Below are 20,324 nucleotides of genomic sequence, written 5' to 3' on the forward strand. Positions count from 1 at the left end.
GCATTACGCCGCCCAATTTGAAGTTCTGAACGCGAGTACGTCTAAAATGGCATGCCCGGCAGAGACTGAGCTCGCTGCCAGGCCGGCTTTGCCTTGGGAGGGGGCGTAAGCTAGTGGCGTAAGGCGTGGAGCATCTCGAATATCTCCTGGCGAGACTGCCTATGCGCAAGACGGGCACGCCGGCGATGTGTCGCAGCGTCGACAATGGCGTCCTCGGACAGGATGGGGCTTCCTGAAGCACGTCCATTAAGGCTCATCTGTTCCTCGGTTGCCGTACGAAGATTCTCGACAGATGAAATCCGTCGGCCACCTGGCGAGCCCGCGGTGCGCCTTCACGGACGGCTCCCGCATACAGGCTGCAGCGGTCTCGGCTGACGACCTCGACGAAGGGATGATTCCGCAGCCACCTGGCTGCGCTATCGACACTCGATCATCGAGAATGTCGACGAGCGAGTGACGCTCGAGATCAACCATGATAGTGCCGCATAGCGTCGTTCCCCGCCAGCTCCAGTCATCGATGCCAACCACCCGAATCTCGGAGGCGCGGCGAGTAACCGCAGCATCCCGCTTCGGTTGCCGCAGGATGGTGTCGTCACCTGACGTTCATGCCGAGCCGTTGAATGAGGCGTTCGCCAGGACGTCCACCCGTGCTATGGCCGCGCAAGCCGACAATCTCCACGACCCTCGTCGTCCTGCGCGGATAAGGGAAGCAACCGTCGGGAGTCGATCAGTGAACGTTTGTCGCTCACATTTCTGATGTGCACATCGCCAGCGGCTCAGCAGGAGCTTCACCGTCACGGGCTTGCCCTGGACCGGCAGATCCTGAAGGCTGCGGTCGGACCATCCATGCCGACTTCGGCTTCGCGGGCCACAATCGGGCAAATGCCGATCGCTGGTCGGGCAGCGGAAACAATCCAACTGTAATCATCAGTGAGCGCGACACCCAGAATTCTGCTCCCTGGGCGGCGACCATTTCGATTTCGTTCGCATGCCCGCCCAAAGCGATAGCGTCCGACGCGGCATCCCATGCTCGAAGCGCCCTTGCGGGTTTGGCGCTCTGCGCCCCGATCTCCCGGACAGGCGTGGGCATCCGGCAATAGGATGCCACTCCGGCAAAAGGGGGTTCGGATTTGAGCAAATCGAGAATATGATTTATGCTGCAGAAAGTGCTGTGTCTGCCGTTTGCAGGCGCCCCGCCGCCGCCAGCAGGTCGGTCTGGGTAATCAGGCCAAGGATGCGCCGCTCGGCACCGACAATGACGACCGCATGGCTGCGGCCGTCGGTGAGCACGGGAAGCAGGCTCATCGCCGGCATCTCGGGCGAGACGACGCCCGCCTTCGACATATCAAGCCCTTCACCGCTTCGATCGCCTGCGTCAGCTCGCGGAGCCCCACGGTGCCGGCCAGCCGGCCGTCCGCACCGATCACCGGCAAGGTGCGGATGTTGCGATCGAGAAGCAGCTACGGGCGTCGTCGGGGTGGCATTTTCCGTTACCGAGATCTTGTTGCGGGACATGATGTTCACAGCAGCATGCGATGCGAGCGCACCATCGCCTGCAGATCGGCCTCCCGCAGCAGCCTCTCGAGGTCGTCGCGGTCGATGTCGAACGTTTCGTCCCAAGCCGCGGGTGCCGCATCGACATCCTCCGACTGGACACCTCGAAAAACCTGGCAATCGAGAACGCATTTTGATTCACTTCGCCTGGTGATTTGCACGGGGGCGTTGGATGCGAGGTCAGGCTGGGTTCTGGGATATTGACGAGCGCTATGTCCGGCTGAGCGCGGCCGGCGATCCACTGCCCCCCTCTGCGAGGCCACGGCCGCAAGCATCGCCTTCAGTGTGCCGTCATCTTGGGAAGGGCAGAAACACCGCGCGTCATGGCTCGACAGAAGCACATTTAGCCCGATTCGAGGCCCCGCTTTCGACCACCTGAGTTCACTTGGTCACGGGTCTATCCGGCCGAGGTCCGCCGTCGTATCCGTTCAGCCTTGACGCGCGTCCAGTCCATGCCCTCCACGCCCGGCAGGATCTCAAGTTTCGCGGCACCATATGACCGTTGAGACACGAGACGCGGCAACACCTGCCTCGGCGGCGGTGTTGCTGGACATCAAGGGCATCGGACCGGACTTTGCTGACGTGCTCTGGTCGGAAGGGCTGTTCCGCAACTTTGCATAGGCGCAGCCGAAGCGCAGGCTCCATTCACGGATAGTCTCGTAGCTGACCACGACTCGCCCGGCAAGAATCAGCTCAACGTCACGCGGGCTCAGGCTGGAGCAGTGATACAACCAGACGGCCTGATTGTGATCTCGGCCGGACAGCGGAAGCCCCGGTAGGGATTGGACGTCGCGCTCATACCCAAGACCAAGCCAAAGATCGCCGCCTCTCGCCAACTTGACAGTACCGCGTGACGGCTGCGCCCGCGGCAGCTTTGCCTCGCCGGCGTCCAAGTTGACAGTACGCATTCCGCTATAGCTCATCCATGGCGCGGATGGATGCAATCAGGAAATCAATTTTACCACTCTTCCGGAATGCTGCATTTGGGGCATGGGTGCTTCTGCAGGATTGTACGCGGAGGGTTTCAAAGCGCACTTGCCCAAACCCCTCAATGCGCCTTCACCAGTGCGGGCTCTCGGCGGGCGGCATAACAAGGAGATAGGCATGGCTACGATTAAAGACGCAGGCTTCAGCGAAATCCTGCGCGCGACGTTTGGATCGGACGGCATTGACGCTCTCGACCTTCATGCCGGCGGAGTTGCCGCCGTCGCCGCCCAGAGGCTCGGTGTAGACGACGCTCATCCCGACCCCGAGGGTGGACATCGTCCTGATATCCCTACTACACCACCTATATATTGGGAACCTGGATATCATCGTCCCTGGCGTCCCCCTCACGACGACGACAATCCCAGCCCTGATCCCGCCCCTGATCCGTATCCCGATAGGAAGACGGGCGGAAAAGGGGACGACCACATGGAGGGCGGCCCCGGAGACGATAAGCTCGACGGCTTTGAAGGGAACGACAGCGTTTTTGGAGGCGACGGAAACGATACGCTCTGGGGCGGAAACGGGGTCGACACCCTGCGGGGGGGCGGCGGAGACGATAGGCTCTCTGGCGGCTCCGGGGGCGACTCCCTGGAGGGCGGCCCCGGATACGATACGCTCTGGGGCGGTGAGGGCGGCGACTTGTTCATATTCCAGAGCGGCTGCGGCAAAGATCAAGTTCTAGACTTCGCGCCTGGCGAGGACCTCCTCGAGGTCGACCTGGGGATGAACGGCACCAACATCAAGACGTATGCCGACCTCGCTGACGCCAGTCACCAAGTCGACAACGACACGATTGTCGAACTAGGCAATGGCGACTCGATCCGACTCCTCGATGTGAATGCTGAGGACGTTCACGCCCACCCAGAAGTGTATTTCTTCCTCTTATGACGGTGCAAGGAGGACGCTCCAGCTCCTGGCGCCGTCCGTCGTGGACGGGCCAGGGTCTGGGTGGCCATGCCTTTGCCAAGGCGACTCTGGAGAGGTTGCCACGGTGCTCGCGTCAAGGAAGGTCGCGTTGGCGCGAGCCATAGGTCCCAGATCGATCAGGGGCTGCCGGGGCGGTGCAACCCTGATCGGCATGCTGCGCAGCCCCGTCTGGCCGGTGCTGTCGGTCCCGGCGTGCTGGAGCTGCAGGTTCATCTGGGTCAGCGCCTTCTGCATGGGCTGGATGGTGCTGTCAGGGGGATTCCCCCCAGCGCCGCACTCCTTCTCCCGCGTCGACGGATAACATTTATGCAGAACAAGCATGCAACCGGTTCGCAGCCTCGCGAAGCTATCGCCGCCTCTCGTTGGGCATTGGCAGGTACGGCGGCGATGAGCGGAGTGATCAGCTCGCTACACTTGACCGGCGCGTCTTCATGCTCGAGGTCTATGACCGGGTTCTGCCAAGTCGTAGCGTGCCAACTCTTGTTGGTCTCGTAATTCTTGCTGGCGGTCTTTTCGTTTTCAAGGCTGGCTGGATGTTGGCCGCGCACGCCTGTTTACACGCGTCGGCCGACTTCTTGACGAGAGGTTGAGTGGGAGGGTGCACGAGACGCTGATTGGCCTGCCGCTCGTGAACGACGAGAGGGGAGATGGTTCAGCCTCTTCATGACCTGGATCAAATACTTTCTTTTCGATGGGGGACCGGGAGCTTTATTCGATTTGCCTTGCTTGCCGCTCTACGTTGGCATCTCCTTTATGTTTCATGCGTGGATAGGCAGTGCGGTCCTGTTCGGGGCTCTGCTTCTGGTGTTTGTGACGCTTATGACCGAGCGACTCACTCGAGAGCCATCGCGCAAGACAGCCGAATTCGGGACCATCAGAAATTCCATTGCAGGAGCAAACAGGCGCAACGCTGAAGTCGTTCGTGCGATGGGAATGGCCAAGCGCGTAGGAAGCCATTGGAGCGCTGCAAATGAAGCTATATGGATTTCCAGCAGCGCGCCTCTGATGTTGCGACAGGGTTAGGGAGGCTATCTCTTAGAATGATGCTGCAGTCGGGCGTGCTTGCTTTGGGCGCCTACCTGGTCGTCAATGGCCCCGCGGGCGTGCACAATTTGATCCTTCGCCTGGGGATAGCTCGCCAGAGATAATGCAGTTTGCCTCGGATGCGAACGAAGTGACTGTCGGCAATTCTGTGCGCGAGGCCGATCTCGTCATTGGCTGACGAACCTTTCGCCGAAGACGACGGCGAACTGGGTCTTGGCCTCGAACTGTCAATGCCGCTCGAATTTCCCCAAAAGCGTCAAATATTGACCCGTCTTGCATAGGCGCGACGAGGAGCGCTCGCCGTGCGGAGCTGGTCGGGGTTGCGCAGCCCGGCGAGTGCAGATTGTTTGGGCGGTGGGGGCGCTTTAGGTGGGGTTCTTGAAGCGCGAGGACTCATTTAGTGATAGGTGGGCCAGTCGAGCAGCGCCGTCGTCATCTATGCGTCGCTGGCAAGGATCTTGCGCACCGTGTTGCGCGGCAGATCAAGGTCCCGGCAAATCCGTTTGACCGACCACCCCTGAACATAAAAAGCGCGCCGAACACGGGCAATCGTATCCACCTATTCATCCCCTCCATTCGCTCGCCGAGACAAGCGGATGGTCGCAGATCTCCATCAACCGGGGCTCAAAATCGGACGCCGAAAGTGATGAATCTGAGCTCTGATCTTGTTACGGCACCTCAAGGGAGGAGCAGCGATATGCCGAGCGTTTGATTGCGCTGCTGCACATCTTGAGTTTCGTTCCTATGCGCATCATCGTCGCGCGACTGGTACCGAACTTCCTGTGACCTGTCGAAAAGCCCAGCCCCTTGCCCGGCTTTGCCAGCGCAGCTGGATCGCCAAATCAGAAAGAGCACACTTGCGAAATAGCCCAGCTGAAGAAGTAGCGAACAGCCCAGCGTCGTGACGACTGCTAGACGGAACGAATGCGAGACGAAGTAAACCGTCACAGCGTTGCCGCACAGGACCAGCCCGAGGAGCCGACAAAAGTTGATGAGGCGCAATGCCGTTCTCCTGATTTTGTCTCGTCAAATCATGCAATTCATGCTGCGATCCGGTCGGCCGCGACATGGGTCTGACAGTTCTTTGGGCAGACGCGGCCGCAGGCTCCGCAGCCAATGCCGCGGCCGGCACGGTCGACAACCATGATCATGCGATTGAGCTCACCATCGAAATCGTCGTCACCGCCGTCGCAGGCGCCGAGGATTTCCCCCGCGTCATCCACGCCGTAAAGATGCATGACCTCGCGCGAGCAGACTTTGAAACAGCGGCCGCAGCCGATACAGATCTTGCCATCTATAGCGATCAGATATTCCGGCACCCACATGGAGCCGTCGCGGCTGATGAATGTGCCGCTCATCGCAAAGTCTTCATTTTGGCGAGCTCTCTCCTGGCACCATCCAGCTCGGCATAAACGGCACGCGTTTTCTCGGCGACTTCCTCTATCTCAATCCATTTGACCGGGAGACCCTCGGCAAGGTCGCGCAAGTTCGTCTTGGCAATTGCCGCGCGCAGTTGAAGCTTTCGGACTTTCTTCGCCATCTCATCCAGGTTTGACATGATCCTTCCTCGAAAATCAGTTTCTTCACGCCCGCACCACGTCGGCATAGGCAATAGCTGCAGTCGCATCACCGACCAGTTTCGCGCCGGTATTCGCGAGTTTCCGGAACGTCTCGAAGCCGAAACGGTAGACGTCTCGACAGACCCTCGAACTGCCCGACCGTGAAAAGCACGCGTCCGAAAGCACCCGTCGGTTTGATTTCTGTTGTTGACTGAGCGCTCCTCGATCGCAAGCTCCACTACGGTCCAAAACATGTCGAGCCTCCACAGCGCGTCCGGATCCGGATTGCCGGTGATTGGATATTCCGGCCCAGTTCCTTGGTGATGATGAAATCGGCCAGCAGCCCGGTGTCCGGTTTCCGTTGGCATGAGCCGTGGAGTCCTGAGCACGGATCAGCCGCAGGACGCATTTGACGAACGGGCGGGCAAGGGCCTTGCCGTCCTGTTGATGGCAGGGCCAGCGCTGCGTGAGACATTTCGTTTCCTCAATTTCAGGTCTCGTCCTCAACGGAGGATTTCTGCTCGGCAAGTGGACTTCGGGGCCGCTTACGCAGCCGACGTCCGGCCTGGCCAGGCCAATTCCACGTAAATGCTGCGGTGGCCGACCTTAAACACGTCGTGGACTGTGACGTCTTCATCGACGGCCAAATTCGCGTCGAATATCGCGGCCGCGGCTATTCGGTTGGAGGTCTTTGACGTCCGAGCCCTGACCTGAAGCAAACGGTCGACCCTGTGCCCCATGGACATAGCTACTGCGGGCGCCGTAGAAAATGGGCGAATTGACCAGGGTTCCCTTCCACTTGTCATCCCTACTCCTTGCCGGGCTTAAAGTTCGTGAGGGGTTCGCCACGCAGCCAATCGTCCACTTCGAGCAGAGGAGCCGGGGATTCTCTACGCAATATGTTGTTTGCCATTCCCACACCTTTCCTGCCGTTTATGCGCGAGCTGGTTGTTCTCTCAGAACGGAACACACCGGTTGGGAGACCATCGAAGTCTTGCGTGTTCTCATGCGACCAGCCCTCACTCAGTATTGCCGATCTCAACCAGCAAACGTCATGCCAGCGCTTTGCCCGCAGTAAATGCATGATTCTGCCTCGAAACCTTACAAGCCCAAGACGGCCGGTTGTTTTGAACCAGACATGTTTTCTGCCGCTGTCAGCTTTTGGACACGCATCATGCATCAGACGCTTGAGGGCGAGAACCGCTTGGCTTTCTACCCTGCGGTAATGTTGGCGTCGGCTCATCCAGCATCATTCGCCGCCGGCGATGCGCGGGCGCGCTAGGCTGCCCCAGCGCCCCGAACCGCATGACCTTCTTGACCGGCTGGCAATAGGTCGGAAATTCCGCGATTCCGAAAAGTTGGTCAGCGCAGTGGGGCCCGCTCGGCATTTGCCGCACGAATGGCAAGCGCTGGAAAGCTGTCAACCGAGCGATCCTCCAAGGCGCGGGCCAGCGTCTCGACATTTTGGTTAAGGCGAGTGTTTGTGTCCAAGGTCTCAGAGTGGCCTTCGGCAGCCAGTGGTAGCGAGTAAAGCTTCGGCAACATCGGCTTTGATTGCCGCCAGAATCTGGTCGAAATCACGATAGTCGAAATCACGATAGCTATTATGCCTCCTCCTCATTGGGAACAGGAATGTCTGCTCTGGCATAGAACGTCAGCACGGGTTCGAGATCAAAGGTCGTTGCGGGCGCAAGCCTCTGGACCGACCGCGGCCATGTTTCGGTTGAGATGCCGTCGATGCCTCGCGCCAGCGTGCTGGCAAATCGGGGCATCAGCGGCGCGAGTGTCTGTGCCAGGATCGCAGCGGCCGTCGTCTGAACGGCGAGCGAAGTCCGGATACGGGCGGGATAGAGACGTCGCGCCGCTGCATAGTCTTGCGCCTGTCGGTAGACGACACATTCGCTCACGAAATCGCAGGCCTGCGCGGCTGCGCGCCGGACCGAGAAGCCATCGTCCGAATAGGCGCGTTCCATCGCCGCGCGATGGAGCTCTATCCGAGCAAAGAAAGCGCGATCGGCGGGAGCCCAGTCGCCTGCGTCGGGCACACAACCGCCGAAGTCCTGCTTGATTTCCCGGTGCAGCGCATCAAGCCAATTCAGCCAGATCCCTTGGAACACCTCGTTCTCGGTGCGGCGCAGCGCGTCCAGCGTGAAGTTCGTCCGCTCACCTTCCGGACGTGTCAGGCCCAAATGAAGACGGACAACATCGACTGTCTTTGGGCCTAGAACCTCTTTGCCCCAGACCGCATGGCCGCGGCTGGTCGAGAACTTCTGGCCGTCGAGCAGATAGAACTCGTTCACATGATACCGGATGCGTGGCGTCCAGTGGGAGAAGACCTCGGCATAAACGGCGGGGCAAAGTAGCGCGTGGTAGAAGGAATTGTCGAAGCCGAAGAAATGGACAATCTGCCAGTCGTTGCTGGGCAGGGCCGCATTCCAGTCTCGACCGAGCGAGCAAGCCAGCGCCTGGATGTTGTAAAGAAAACCAAACGCCATCTCTGGCCAGACCCAGGTCACCTGCCCCGGGAACCCTTCGGCTGGTAGCCCCCAGTCCGACGGGTGGGTGATGGGCACGGAAAAGTCGCCACGTTGGCGTAGACGCGCGAAGAGGTCCATGATCCGAACGGGGGCGCCCGACGCCCTTAAATGCCGGTCGATATTGACGTAGCACCGTTCCAGCGCAAGTTCGGGACGGCACACGGAGCCGACCAGCGGCGCCTCGGCCGAGTGCCGCGACCGGACTGCACCCAGGTCGTGACATAGGTTCGGCGCGCCGCATTCCTCGCAGATGTTGCCACCAGCGGAGCCGCCGCAATCGGGGCAGAGGCCGCTTACATCCGGTTCGTAGAGGTAGTCGCCTGTCACAGCATCGAAGAGCGCAGGGCTCTGGCGCAGATCTACCGCCGTGCTGCTCAGAAGATTACGGAAACACGCCGCTTGAAACTCTGCATAAGCGCTATCGCCCGAGGTGGGGAGGAAACTGTGGACCTCACAGTCTAGAAGCGCAAGCGTGGCTCGAATCTCGTCGGCGTAGTGGCGCGCCACCTTTGCGGGCGTCGATTGATCGGCATCGGCATGCGTGGCGACGTAGCTCTGGTAATCGTCGCTTCCAGTCAGATGATAGGCTTCGGCCCCTTTCATGCGCAGGAACCGCGTGTAGACATCAGCGCCAAGATAAGGGCCAGAAAGATGCCCCAGATGCAGATCGCCATTAGGCGTCGGTGGCGCGGAGAAGACGAAGATCGGTCCGCGCGGAGTCGCGGTCTGTGCAGCAGCTTCGAGGGCGGCCTTGCCGTCGCGCCAGTAGACATCGACGAAATTTAGGTCTTCGTCCCCATCGTTGTGCAGCACATGCGCTTCAAAAGGGTGGAACAGAACGACATCGCCGGCCGCGACCGGGATCTCCCCAAGATCGGTCCTGACCTTGCCCACTCCAGAGAGGACCACGAAGGCCTCGATTTCGTCGTGCCGATGGGGCTCGGATGTGACGCCCGGTGCCACCTTGCCGAATGAAAACCCGGTGCCCGCGCTTCCCGTTCCGAGCGTGGCCGTGTCAATACCGAACGCCCGCGACAGCTCCGTTCGAGAAAACGTGGATTTGCGCATGACGAACCTCAGCTATTGAAACAGTGGTATCTTCGGCTGCCAACGCAACAGCCTCTGCTGCAAGTCGCGAAGAGAGGCGGTAGCCTGAAACGTTGGCCGCCTCCTTCAGAATAATCCGTCTCTGGGGCCCGGGCCGGCGACGACGGGCGCCAGTGGGGCTTTAGGCGTCACAGAAGACCGCCCGGCGACACCTGCACAATCGACGTACCGAAGCGTCGTAACGGATTGCGGGCGATGCTCCAGTAGCCGGCAATCAGAACGCCATGCTCTCCGCGCATTTTCTAGCGGTAGATCAGTTTCGTGTGCATGACCTCGCCTGGTTCCGTGAGCTCAATCGCGATAGAAAATGCCGTTTGGGGGCTTGAGGTTGTCGAGATCGGCCACTTTGCCCTCTGGCGGATTAAGGGCGCGCTTAAGCACGTTATATTCAGCGCGGGTCGGTCCACCGGTCGAAGCACGCTGGAACACCAAGTAGAGTGTCCGCCGAGAACGATTGCTTTTGTTCGGTTGTGAGTAATGCGGTGCGTAATCGTCGAAGATGAAGATGTCGCCAGCCTTCCATACTATTGGCTCCCAGGAAAACCTTTCGGCGACCTCAGGATCGATCACCCCGCCGGCATCCATGGGAAATACCCCCTTCTTGTGGTTGCCGGGACTGAAGAAGAGCCCGCCGTTGTCCGGGTCGGAGTCGTCAATGCCTATGGCAACGACCGCATGGACCATCCGGTCGGGCAGCCTGTGTGGAATGTGATAAATGTCCTGATGCGGGCGATAGCCGCCGCTATCGGGATAGTGGAAGATCAGCAACTCCTTGAGCCTGCGCGAATCTTCGTCAAGCAAATCCTCGACCGCAGACTTAATGCGCTGATCTTCCAGGAGGACAAGACGCAATGGGTCATTGAAGTCGAGAAAATTCTCGGCCTTGGAGATAATCTTCCGATCGTCCGTCGTTTTCTCGAACCACATGAGCCATTTATCATCGCTGACATCCCAGCGTGATATGTCTTCAACAAAGCTGGAAATACCTTCCAGAGCCGCGGGCTCGAAGAAACTTTCGAGCCTGACGTATCCGTCTCTCTGCCACTTTTCTCTTTGTGCATCGGTCAACATGCGAAAAGCCTCCTGTTGGAAAGAGTGGTTGGTCAAACATTCCGGTTAGGGGCAGTCGGGCGCTGTCAGGGTGGGGGCCCACGGAGACGATACTCCACGACATGCAGACGGCGACGCCAAGCGCGTTCCGCTCCGGGTGGATTGCACGGCGTTGTTGTCCCTCCTCAATGGAGAGATCGCCCAGGCCCGTAAAGATCTGTCGATCCGGTACGTCTGCATAGTAGTCACCGCCGAACATGCTGTTGATGGTGCGACTGCCCGATGGACGACCTTTCGTGCAGCCTGACGCGACGCAAGCCGCGCCACGCGAACCTTTGCGACAAGTTCCGTTCGGGGCGATCAGGGAGGGCACGTCGGCATCGAGTCCATCGATGCTCCAAAAACGGGTATTGTCCGCAGAAGTTCGGCGCTAGACTGCCAATCCCAGGCCAAGCTGGGTCCAGGGGTTCCCTAAGCTGGTCCCGATCACTTACATCACCCGGTCCGGCCACCACACGCATCGCTACGGGCCGGAAGCCTCCCCTGACGGCCGACGCAGTCATGGCCGCCAGGGTCACTGTGAGCGACCTGGTACGGTTTCGACGACCGTGGGGCAAATGGACGCCCGCAGAATAAAGCGATGCGCCCATAGGTCCAAGGGCAGGTTCACTCACGATGAGTTCGGAGGGGGCTCCGGCCGTCGCCGCAGCGGAGGCGGACATCATTCCTTGGATGCCACCGCCGATGATCAGTAGTCGATGACTCATATCCCCCTGCCCATTTCTTCGGCTACCGGGTCGGGCCAGCTTTCGACGGAGGTACGGCTGATAAAGCCAGGATGCTCGGGCTTCGCGCACGGCGCGCGCTGTAGAAGGCTGTCAAGAATGCGGCGAGCTCGCCAGGCCAGCAGGCTTAGGTTCGGATCGGCCAGCCCGCGCTGCCCGGGATTGGCGTTCTGTACGAAGATGCGTCTGTCGCGCGGTCCGTCCCAGCAAACCGAAAAATCCTCGTTGATGACCAACTCATTGTCGGTCTGTTGCAGCCGATCCGCCATCGGTTCCAAAAAGCTTGGCACAGCGTTCTCGTAACCGGTGGCCAGGATGACAATGTCGGCCGTGACTTCTTCGACGTCGCCCAAGCCGCGCTGCAGCGTCAAGTTATGACCGGCGCCGTCGTTGATGCAGCGTGAAACGTTGCAACCCGGCCGCAGTGCGATGTCACATGGGGCTGGCTCAAGAAATTCATGGCGATACAGCGCCTGGTAGACGGCGCGCAAAGTGCGATCCGAAATACCATCCGAGGCAAGCACGAAACGCCGCAGGAACAGCTTGCGCTGCGTCTGGCTCATTGCCGCAAAACGATCCGAAAAACAGGGCATGAACAACTCGTTTGTGAACGGGCTGTTGTCGAGGGGCAGGTAGTTTTCGCGCTGCGAGACCCAGGTGATCGAGGCAGGCCGCCGTTCTCTTGCCCCACCTACCAGATGCAACAGCACCTCGGCTCCCGACTGGCCTCCACCAACGACGCAAATATGTTTTTGCCGCACCTCAGGATGGATGTGCAGCATATCGGATGAATGGAACAGGTTGCGTCCGATCCAGCCCTGAAATTGAGGTGGAATCCGCGCTTGCTTGCCGATGCCGACCACCAGGTCTCTGGCACTAAGCACCGCGTCGTCCGTCCGCACCCGAAACTCGCCATCATACCGTATCTCGTGGACAGTCTCGCCGCCGCGGACAAGTGGGTTCCTACGGAACGCCCAGTTCAGGTATTGTCCGAACTCAGCCCTGAACACAGAATCGAACTGTGCATTCAGGAAGTGGTACAGACGCCCGTTCTCGTGCAGAAAATTTATGAAAGTATAGGCTGACCGCGGATCCACCAGCGTGACCAGATCCTTGAAGTGGCTGACCTGGAGTTCTGAGGACTCGAATGCGCTGCCTGGATGCCAGCGGAAGTCGACTTGCCGATCCAAGAACAGTGCCCCGTGCCCAACCTGCTCATGGATTTGACACGCAAGGCTCAAATTGGACGGACCAGCACCGATCCCAATGCAAGAGAGCTCCAGTTGTCTTACTCCTACTGATGTGTCCCATTCAGGCGCTGTATGCGGCGAATGTCGGCCATAGCCGTTGGGCCTCCCCTCCGCGAACTCATCGTCGACACCGCCGGACTTGCGACAGCTTGTCCGCGCGTTCGTATCGTCGGGTGTGACGCCCGCGGATTCCGGCTCTCTGATGAGATCGGCACTCATGCCGGTGACATGTTGCGCGTGGCTGGCATCGAGAATCCCGCCACGATAACCCCCGTGTGGTCAGTGACATGCTTTCGCAGCCTGCCCCTCATTGCAATTGGACTCAGTTGCCCGCGTCGACCGTGACCAGCCGACCTTCGGCCTGCTTGGCGACTAGCGAGGGCGCGGTCATGAGTGCGGCGACAGCATTTTTCCGTGGGTTTGATCATAGAAGACATCCGCTGCTGCTTTCGGGAGGTCCCCTGCATCGAACGTGCCACAGCAAAACATCAACAAAAGCAACGGAAGGCAGGTTTGCAATCCTGTCGAGTATCCGACATTGAGGCCGAAACCTTGCACCGGCGCCGATTTTGCACGTAATCGTACTTTCGACTTCATAGCGTTTTAGGCGCTCTTGACCCTTTCCACACGGACGTCATCGAGGAATGGCCTCGGCGCCGAGTGTCGCTCCCTTGAAAAGGAATTTCCGTTATCAAGATCCTCAGGAGGGACTATCCCGACATGGTCCTGCATTACGGCGACATGACGGATGCGACAAACCTCATCCGTCTCCGGCAGGAAACGCAGCCCGACGAAATCTACAATCTGGCTGCGCAAAGCCACGTTGAGGTCTCCTTCGAGACCCCTGAATACACCGCCAATGCCGATGCGCTCGGCACGCTGCGCTGCTGGAAACGTTCCGCGTTCTTCGTCTTGAGAAAAAAGCTTCTACCAGGCATCAACTTCCGAACTCTTTGGTTCGGTCCAGGGCGTCCCGCAGCAGGAGACCACTCCGTTTTATCCACGCTCGCCCTATGCGGGCGCGAAGCTCTACGCCTACTGGATCACCATGAGCTACCGCGAGGGGCTCTGCCGCAGCAAACTGCATGAGTAGGCTTCGAGAACCTCATGCCCAAGGCGGCCGGTGGTTTTGGACCAGACATGTTTTTTGTCGCTGTCAGCTTTTGGACATGCATCACTCATCGTCAGACGCTGGAGGACAGACTTGGCTGTCTCCCCTGCGGTAATGTTGGCGTCGGCTCATCATCTAGCATCATTTAGGCGCCGGCTGTGTGCGCGGAAGATCTACACGGCCTGACCGCCGAGTGCAGCGATTGCCTGTCGGCTCATAGCTGATCTTTTCTCCTGAAGCCGGCAATGAGAACAGGCCGTTGAGTGCGTGCTGCCGGATGCTGCTCTCGTCTCGCTAGACCGCGGATACCGCGTCACCTCCATATTTTCGCGACAGAGGTTTGGTGGCGTCGCAGGCCTTCTTGCTACATCACCGCAGTGCTCGGGAATTCGTATCTGATCCGCGTGAGGCGAAGACCTTCTCTCTCGACTGGCTCGCTGAGGCCGTCTGTCCTGCGGGCCTCGGCGATTTCTCATTTGGCATGGCGCATGCACCTCGATCCGCAAACCCGGTCATGAGGAGAAATCCGAGCTGGCCGCCACTCTACCTCCTTCAGCCACGAGGGCAGACGGGAAGCAGCGCCTTCAAATGAGGAACAAAATGACTTTGCCTCGAATCTTGCCTCTCGACCACAACCGCAGTCATGGAACCGCGTCCGCGACCATCGCCAATGATCGCGCCCCAGGGCAATTGCCCAGCGCAAAATGGCTACGCGCGATTGCGCCGTGCATCCCTTACGAGGCTACGACAGCACCTCGGAGAGCCTCGCCGCCATCATGCAGACCGATCTGGGGCCACTTGATCCAGCACTAAGGAATTTCAAAACATGCACCAAGATACCGTCCGCGGGAGAGCTTTCGCCATGCCCCTGACCAGCCCGGCCTACCCGGCCGGCCCATATCGCTTCCGCAACCGGGAGTATCTGATCATCACATATCGCACCGATCCGCAGAAACTGCGCTACATCGTGCCGGAGCCGCTTCACGTGTGCGAGCCTCTGGTCAAATTCGAGTTCATTCGCATGCCGGACTCGACGGGCTTCGGCGACTACACGGAAGGCGGACAGGTCATCCCTGTCTCCTTCTGTGGCCGCAGGGGGAGCTACACCCTCTGCATGTTTCTCGACGACCATCCGCCGATAGCGGGCGGACGCGAGTTGTGGGGCTTTCCCAAGAAGCTCGCTAGCCCAACGCTCCGAACGGAGACGGATACCCTCGTTGGCACGCTGGACTACGGGCCGGTCCGCGTCGCGACGGGTACCATGGGCTACAAGCACCGAGCCGCCGACCTCGCGAGCGTGAGGGCCTCGCTCGCTGAACCGAACTTCCTCCTCAAGATTATCCCGCATGTCGACGGCACGCCGCGCATCTGTGAGCTCGTGGAATATCATCTAGAGGACGTCCATCTGAGGGGCGCCTGGACCGGCCCGGCAGCCCTGAACCTCTGGTCGCACGCGCTTGCCCCCGTCGCCGAACTGCCGGTGTTGGAAGTAGTCTCGGCAGTACACCTCGTTGCAGATCTCACGCTCGCGCTCGGGAAGGTTGTCCACGACTATCTCGCGCAAGCCTAGCCTCGCCATCGGAAAGGAAGAAACCATGAACTTTTACAGTGATATCTCATTGAACCAACGCGATGGGGAGCTGGTGGCCGACTTCTCGACAAGGAACGCCACTGACAATCTCATACAACGTCTTTCCAGCGACCTAGCCTTAGAGGACATTCCGCCGCTTTGCGGCGAGTGCAGGCGTCTCGCGAGTAAGAGCGATTGCCCTTGCCCATCCTCCCTGCTTTTGGTGCAACATATGCTCGCTGCCGTTTACCAGCGGCTTGACGCCATTGACTGCCTCTCAGAGCAAGGCGCCATAAGACTGAAGGCTTTTACCGATTATCTGGCGGCGGTCGTTCGAATAGCTTCAGAGAGCGGCGACGCGGCACCCTGGATTGATCTAGCAACCCGGTTTAGCGCTCTTTTCGATCCCGACGAGGTTGCCCATTGAGCTCGCGCTTGTCGCTTTTCGTGGAACGAGCAGCCTCGTCGGCCGATGCGTGATCGATCGCCAACGACGTGCCGGCGCATACCCTGGGCATCAGAACTGGGGAGGACTCCGTTCTACCTTCCGCCTTGCGCATGACTGAAGAGATTTCCGGCGGGCGTCGCCTCCCGAGCAATGCTTTTCATGTTCGTTACTCTTCGTAAAATCGATTATTTCGATGGAGCCCATCTACGAATGAATGCAGGCGTCACAGTAGAGCTTTGAACAGCATCGGTGCGGGTCCAAAACCGTCAGCGAGCCAAAAACAGCGGCAATGGCGGCTTTTCGACTATCCATCTCGTCACTCCGCCGAAGAGCCGCTCACGCAGCCGGCGGCTGCCATAAGCGCCCATGACTATCATGTCGGCAGACGTGTCGGTTGCGTGCTGCGCAAGCACCGTGGCCGCCGATTTGCCGGCACTTGGCAGTACGTCAACCGACACCCGAGCACCGTGCCGAGTGAGATAGGCAGCGATGTCGGCTCCAGGTTCCGCGCGGTTCCCGTTGTCGTTGGCCTTCGGATCGACCAGGGCGACACGAACTTCCTCAGCAAGGCATAGGAGACCCAGCGCTTCTCGAACCGCACGGGACGCCTCTGCTCGGGAATCCCAACCGACTAGGACGCGCCGTGGCGACAGCGTCGCCTCAGCGCCCTCCGGCACAACGAGCACCGGCCTTCCGGTATCAAACAAGCAGCCGTTGACCACAGGAGGTCCGAGATTCTCGTCGTTGAGGAGCCCCGGTCCGATGATAGTGAGGTCGGCGCAGAGCGCCCGCTGTCGTGCCACTTCACCGAGGCTGGCCCGACCGTAATAGTCGGTGTCAACGTCATAGGCGAGCGACATAGATTCCAGCAGTTTCTGAATATCTCTGGAGCGTTTTTCCAGTCTGGCCGCGTCCTGTGTAAATCGATCGATTTGCCGAAACCGATCGTTCAATCTGGTAATTGCCTGTCCACGTCCTATCGGCCACTCGGGGACACCATCCTCGATCCGCCGATGCGACATAAGGAGCGTCGGAGGGGGCATGATCAGTACGGAAAGGTACGCACCGATTTCCGCACACAAGCCGGCAGCAGTTGTGACGTCCTGATCGGAATGGTCGGCGCCGGTCAAACAGAGTACGGTTTTAAAGCCCATTTTCCTGCTTCTTCCTGAGTATTCGTTGAGGGCGTTTCAGGCCGCAAGACCGAGGAAAAGAGGGCACCACACCCGGCACTTGATTCAGCCGTCCGGCTTCTCGAGCGAGTAGCCGGCCGACCTGACGGTACGGATGACGATGCCGGTCGAGGCCGTCTCCAGCGCCTTTCTGAGCCGACTGATATGGACATCGACTGTGCGTACACCGACGTGGATATTGGCCGGCCAGGCCGCGCCGATCAACTCGTCCCGGCTGAAGACCTTGCCGGGAGCCTCGAGCAAATGCCGCAGCACGTTGAACTCGATCGGTCCGAGATGGATGTCATGGCCATTGCCGCAAACCCGGTGGGCATCGAGCTTCATCTCAAGGGTGCCACAGGAAAGCCAGCTGCCGTTTTCAATCCCGTTTGAACCCGGCTTCGGCAGCGCCAGCCTCGTCCGCAAACAATCGAGCAGCTTGGCCGGCGCCATTGGCCGTACAAAGCTCTCGTCAATGCCGGCCTTCAACAGATCGAGTTGCTGGTTCTCGGCGCCGGGCGCGATCAGGGCAATGATGGGCAGGCCGCCGGTCTGGGGCTCGCGCTTGAGCCGGGCGCAGATTGCGGACCCGGTAAGGCTCGTTGGACCGCAGTCCAGCACCACGGCCTGGAATTCCCGTTCGTCGGCCATTGCAAGTGCTTCCTTCGCGCCACCTGCCGGCTCACTGGCGAAGCCGTCCACCTCCAGTATGTGGCTGAGGAACAGATAGAACTCCGCATCTTGCGAACAGATCAGGACGAGTGGCTTCATCAGCGCTACCCCGAGAACCAAATTGGCCTCGACTGCGTCGGCCGCGTAGGCTGGCCGTCGCGGCTCCTCAAGGCCTGACATGATCCTCTTGCTCGAAAATCGGTTTCATGCCCGTGCCACCTCGGGATAGGCGTCGATGGCTGCGATAGCATCGTCGGCCAGTTTCGTACCGGCCGCGGCGACTTTGCAGAACGTCTCGAAGCCGAACCGATGGACGTCGCGCAGGGTCTTGGATAGAACGACCAGCCGCCCGGCGGTGAAAAGCACGCGCCCGAAGCCCTCATGGCTCATTTCGATCATCGGCGATGCCATCAGGCCGGAGCGCTCCTCGATCGCAAGGGCGACGGCAGTGTAAAACTTGTCGAGCCTCCACAGCACGTCCGGATCGGGATCGCCGATGATTGGAATCGTCCGGCGCTGTTCCTTGCTGACGATGAAGTCGGCCAGCAACTCGGCGTCCGCTTTGCCGTCCCACGACCCGTGGGTATCTTGAGCACGGATCAGCCGCACGAGGCATTTGACGAACGGGCTGGCAAGGGCCGCCTCGTCATCGTTGACAGCAGGGCTGATCGCGACTTCAAACATTTTGCTCTTTCCTCGTTTCAGTCCTCGTCCTCGAAGGAGGGTTTCTTTTCGGCGACACCGGCTTCGGCCAGCACCTTTCGCAGCCAGGGCGGAGGACATGTCCTCAGCATCATCTGAGTGCGCAACAGCACCTCTTGGATGGTTTGTGGCTGCGGCACCTTGATGGGATGGATTTTTGCCGAAACAACCTTGGCTGCCGAAGGCCCGCCGATGGCCAGACAAAACAGCAGGTGGCATCCCCTCAGCGCCTCCACCTTCGGCGTGATGCGGTCATCGCCCTCGGTCCGACGCTTCCCGCTCTCATCGGAAACGTCATCGAAGGCCACGGCTTCCACGAGATGCCACTCCTCGCGCGTCACGTCGTAGACAGCAAAGCGCTTGGCCGACCCGAAATGGGCATTGAGACCCTTCATGTCTTGCGTGGCGATGGCTACGCGCAATGCGCCTGCTCGTCGTTCAGGCATCGGTGCGTGAACCTCGTCAGTGACGAGTGAGAGGCGACGAACGGAGCTCATCTGGCATTTCTCGGTTACGGAATGGGTCAAGCGCCTCAGGTGTCGGCGCGCGCTGGTTGGCCTGGAAGATATTGGCAACATCGAAGATCAGGTCGCGGGTCCCCCGATACAGGATTGTGAGCTTGTGCTGGCTGCCCAGCCGGTCAAAGATCGGGAAGCCGACGCGCATGAGCGGAATCCCAAGGCGTTGCGACGCCTGGCGACCGTGGGAATGTGCTACGAGAAGATCCGCGCCCGCTGCAAGAGCTTCCAAATCGCCGAGATCGCCGATCTGAACCCACTCCGCCGGTACTTTTTGCAGAATCTTCGACATATCGGTCGTCGTGACCGCCGCCGCGATGTCGCAGCCCATGTCGGTGAAGAAGGTTGCGAGTTGATAGAGTTGGTCTGGTTCAGCAGCGATCGCAATTCTCTTGCCTCCGAAATGGAAATGTCCGTCGAGCAACGCATCCTGCAATTGCGCCCGGTGACGGCGCACCTGGGCCGGCACCGCCGCGCCCGAAACCGCCGATAGCAGCGAGACGAACCGGTCGACAGCCCTCAATCCGGTCAGCGACTGGAACACCGCGAACGGCACGCCGGTCAACCCGTGCAGCACTTTCGCAGGGTGGCGCATGTGCTCGCCGATGACGATGCATTGCGCGGCCGTGCCAAGCTCGCGGATTTCCTCGACGCTGGTGCCGCCATAGGTAGTCGTTACCCAGCGGTCGGGAACCGTGCCGTCGAGAGAGCCGGAGACGTCCGGCAGAACAACCGGCTTGAGCCCAAAGCTTTCAACCATGTCACGCAAATGCTCGACGTCAGCGACAGTGAGGTTGCATCCGGGCAGGATCGCGATCTTCTTCGGGTGCCGGGTCCGTGCGCCCGACCGTGTAATCCCTTCGATCATCGCCGCGACAGCCTTGGCCCAGCCTTCTTCGATCGCGCCGTCAAAATCTGGCGTGTTGGCCAGCACGACCTCCGTACCCGCGAGCTCTTCCACGTGCTTCAGCTTGACGTTGGCGATATCACTCGCGCAATCTTCGCCACGGGTCTCCACCAGCGCGGTCGTGCACACCCCTATCAGCTTTGGCTTTGTGCGGGTTTTGAGGTTGAGGATCGCCTCTTCCAGATGATCCGCTCCGCCGAGTATAGTTGCCACCTCGTCCATCGCCGTTGTCTGCAAGGGGATCGCTTCCTTGAAATGCCGCACGAAGAGCACGAGGGCGAAGCTGGTGCAGCCTTGGCTGCCGTGGAACAGGGGCATCGCACCGTCGACTCCAAGAAAAGCGAAGGCGGCACCCAGTGGCTGCGACGACTTCAGCGGATTGACCGCCGCTGATTTGATTTTGCGAAGGATGCGGACCATCGGA

The 20,324-nt window shown here is 59.9% G+C and carries 17 protein-coding genes and 4 pseudogenes; 6 read left to right on the plus strand and 15 right to left on the minus strand.

The features are described 5' to 3' along the window. Window positions 1-116 precede the first annotated feature (116 nt). Window positions 117-990, minus strand: a pseudogene (locus tag EB233_RS30190) (transposase); the annotation flags it as partial. A 162-nt stretch (window positions 991-1,152) separates the two neighbouring features. After that, window positions 1,153-1,344, minus strand: a complete 192-nt coding sequence (locus EB233_RS30195; protein ID WP_027047788.1) for a CBS domain-containing protein — start codon at window positions 1,342-1,344, stop codon at window positions 1,153-1,155. 705 nt (window positions 1,345-2,049) lie between these two features. On the opposite strand from EB233_RS30195, the gene EB233_RS32250 reads away from it, so the two are divergent. From EB233_RS32250 to EB233_RS30205, 3 genes are all read left to right on the plus strand, one after another. Next, window positions 2,050-2,175 (plus strand): hypothetical protein, encoded by a 126-nt coding sequence (locus EB233_RS32250; protein WP_257784413.1) that lies wholly within the window; start codon window positions 2,050-2,052, stop codon window positions 2,173-2,175. 483 nt (window positions 2,176-2,658) lie between these two features. Beyond that, window positions 2,659-3,429: a calcium-binding protein gene (locus EB233_RS32255; protein ID WP_027047785.1), complete on the plus strand. Its 771-nt coding sequence runs from the start codon at window positions 2,659-2,661 to the stop codon at window positions 3,427-3,429. 702 nt (window positions 3,430-4,131) lie between these two features. Then, window positions 4,132-4,491 carry a hypothetical protein gene (locus EB233_RS30205; RefSeq protein ID WP_155249162.1) on the plus strand — a complete coding sequence of 120 codons (360 nt, stop codon included), beginning with the start codon at window positions 4,132-4,134 and terminating at the stop codon, window positions 4,489-4,491. A gap of 460 nt (window positions 4,492-4,951) precedes the next feature. Here EB233_RS30205 and EB233_RS32395 read toward each other — a convergent pair. The 8 genes and pseudogenes from EB233_RS32395 to EB233_RS30245 all read right to left on the minus strand — a co-directional run. Next, a pseudogene (locus EB233_RS32395) lies at window positions 4,952-5,071 on the minus strand (helix-turn-helix domain-containing protein); the annotation flags it as partial. 119 nt (window positions 5,072-5,190) lie between these two features. Continuing rightward, entirely contained in the window at window positions 5,191-5,514 is a 324-nt protein-coding gene (locus EB233_RS30215) for an exopolysaccharide production repressor protein (RefSeq protein WP_064987124.1), read from the minus strand. 38 nt (window positions 5,515-5,552) lie between these two features. Next, the gene (gene fdxB / locus EB233_RS30220; protein WP_064987123.1) at window positions 5,553-5,870 is read right to left on the minus strand and encodes a ferredoxin III, nif-specific; all 318 of its coding nucleotides are present in this window, start codon (window positions 5,868-5,870) and stop codon (window positions 5,553-5,555) included. Beyond that, window positions 5,867-6,070, minus strand: coding sequence for a CCE_0567 family metalloprotein (locus tag EB233_RS30225; protein ID WP_019863342.1), 204 nt, complete (start codon window positions 6,068-6,070; stop codon window positions 5,867-5,869). The genes fdxB and EB233_RS30225 overlap by 4 nt, the downstream gene beginning before the upstream one ends. A gap of 25 nt (window positions 6,071-6,095) precedes the next feature. Continuing rightward, window positions 6,096-6,560, minus strand: a pseudogene (locus EB233_RS30230) (DUF269 domain-containing protein). Between the two features lie 1,115 nt (window positions 6,561-7,675). Then, entirely contained in the window at window positions 7,676-9,676 is a 2,001-nt protein-coding gene (locus tag EB233_RS30235) for a class I tRNA ligase family protein (RefSeq protein ID WP_064987120.1), read from the minus strand. Between the two features lie 330 nt (window positions 9,677-10,006). After that, window positions 10,007-10,786 (minus strand): phytanoyl-CoA dioxygenase family protein, encoded by a 780-nt coding sequence (locus EB233_RS30240; protein WP_064987119.1) that lies wholly within the window; start codon window positions 10,784-10,786, stop codon window positions 10,007-10,009. Between the two features lie 742 nt (window positions 10,787-11,528). Then, a complete protein-coding gene (locus EB233_RS30245; RefSeq protein WP_064987148.1) occupies window positions 11,529-12,833 on the minus strand; it encodes a lysine N(6)-hydroxylase/L-ornithine N(5)-oxygenase family protein in 1,305 nt (434 codons plus the stop codon). A gap of 681 nt (window positions 12,834-13,514) precedes the next feature. Here EB233_RS30245 and EB233_RS30250 point away from each other — a divergent pair. The 3 genes and pseudogenes from EB233_RS30250 to EB233_RS30260 all read left to right on the plus strand — a co-directional run. After that, window positions 13,515-13,863, plus strand: a pseudogene (locus EB233_RS30250) (GDP-mannose 4,6-dehydratase); the annotation flags it as partial. A gap of 874 nt (window positions 13,864-14,737) precedes the next feature. Then, window positions 14,738-15,481, plus strand: coding sequence for an acetoacetate decarboxylase (locus EB233_RS30255; protein WP_064987117.1), 744 nt, complete (start codon window positions 14,738-14,740; stop codon window positions 15,479-15,481). A 25-nt stretch (window positions 15,482-15,506) separates the two neighbouring features. Beyond that, window positions 15,507-15,908, plus strand: coding sequence for a hypothetical protein (locus tag EB233_RS30260; protein WP_064987147.1), 402 nt, complete (start codon window positions 15,507-15,509; stop codon window positions 15,906-15,908). A gap of 287 nt (window positions 15,909-16,195) precedes the next feature. Here EB233_RS30260 and EB233_RS30265 read toward each other — a convergent pair whose 3' ends face one another. The 5 genes from EB233_RS30265 to nifN form a co-directional block, all read right to left on the minus strand. Further along, window positions 16,196-17,083 carry a universal stress protein gene (locus EB233_RS30265; protein ID WP_064987116.1) on the minus strand — a complete coding sequence of 296 codons (888 nt, stop codon included), beginning with the start codon at window positions 17,081-17,083 and terminating at the stop codon, window positions 16,196-16,198. A gap of 84 nt (window positions 17,084-17,167) precedes the next feature. Beyond that, window positions 17,168-17,953, minus strand: a complete 786-nt coding sequence (locus EB233_RS30270) for a response regulator transcription factor (protein WP_019863334.1) — start codon at window positions 17,951-17,953, stop codon at window positions 17,168-17,170. A 24-nt stretch (window positions 17,954-17,977) separates the two neighbouring features. After that, a complete protein-coding gene (locus EB233_RS30275; protein WP_019863333.1) occupies window positions 17,978-18,457 on the minus strand; it encodes a NifX-associated nitrogen fixation protein in 480 nt (159 codons plus the stop codon). Window positions 18,458-18,474: 17 nt separating this feature from the next. After that, window positions 18,475-18,972, minus strand: coding sequence for a nitrogen fixation protein NifX (gene nifX, locus EB233_RS30280; RefSeq protein ID WP_019863332.1), 498 nt, complete (start codon window positions 18,970-18,972; stop codon window positions 18,475-18,477). Next, window positions 18,938-20,320: a nitrogenase iron-molybdenum cofactor biosynthesis protein NifN gene (gene nifN / locus EB233_RS30285; RefSeq protein ID WP_064987115.1), complete on the minus strand. Its 1,383-nt coding sequence runs from the start codon at window positions 20,318-20,320 to the stop codon at window positions 18,938-18,940. Before nifN ends, nifX begins: the two co-directional genes overlap by 35 nt. Window positions 20,321-20,324 lie beyond the last annotated feature (4 nt).

Origin of the sequence: Mesorhizobium erdmanii (genome assembly GCF_013170725.1) — a bacterium.
Classification (GTDB): Bacteria; Pseudomonadota; Alphaproteobacteria; order Rhizobiales; family Rhizobiaceae; genus Mesorhizobium; species Mesorhizobium erdmanii.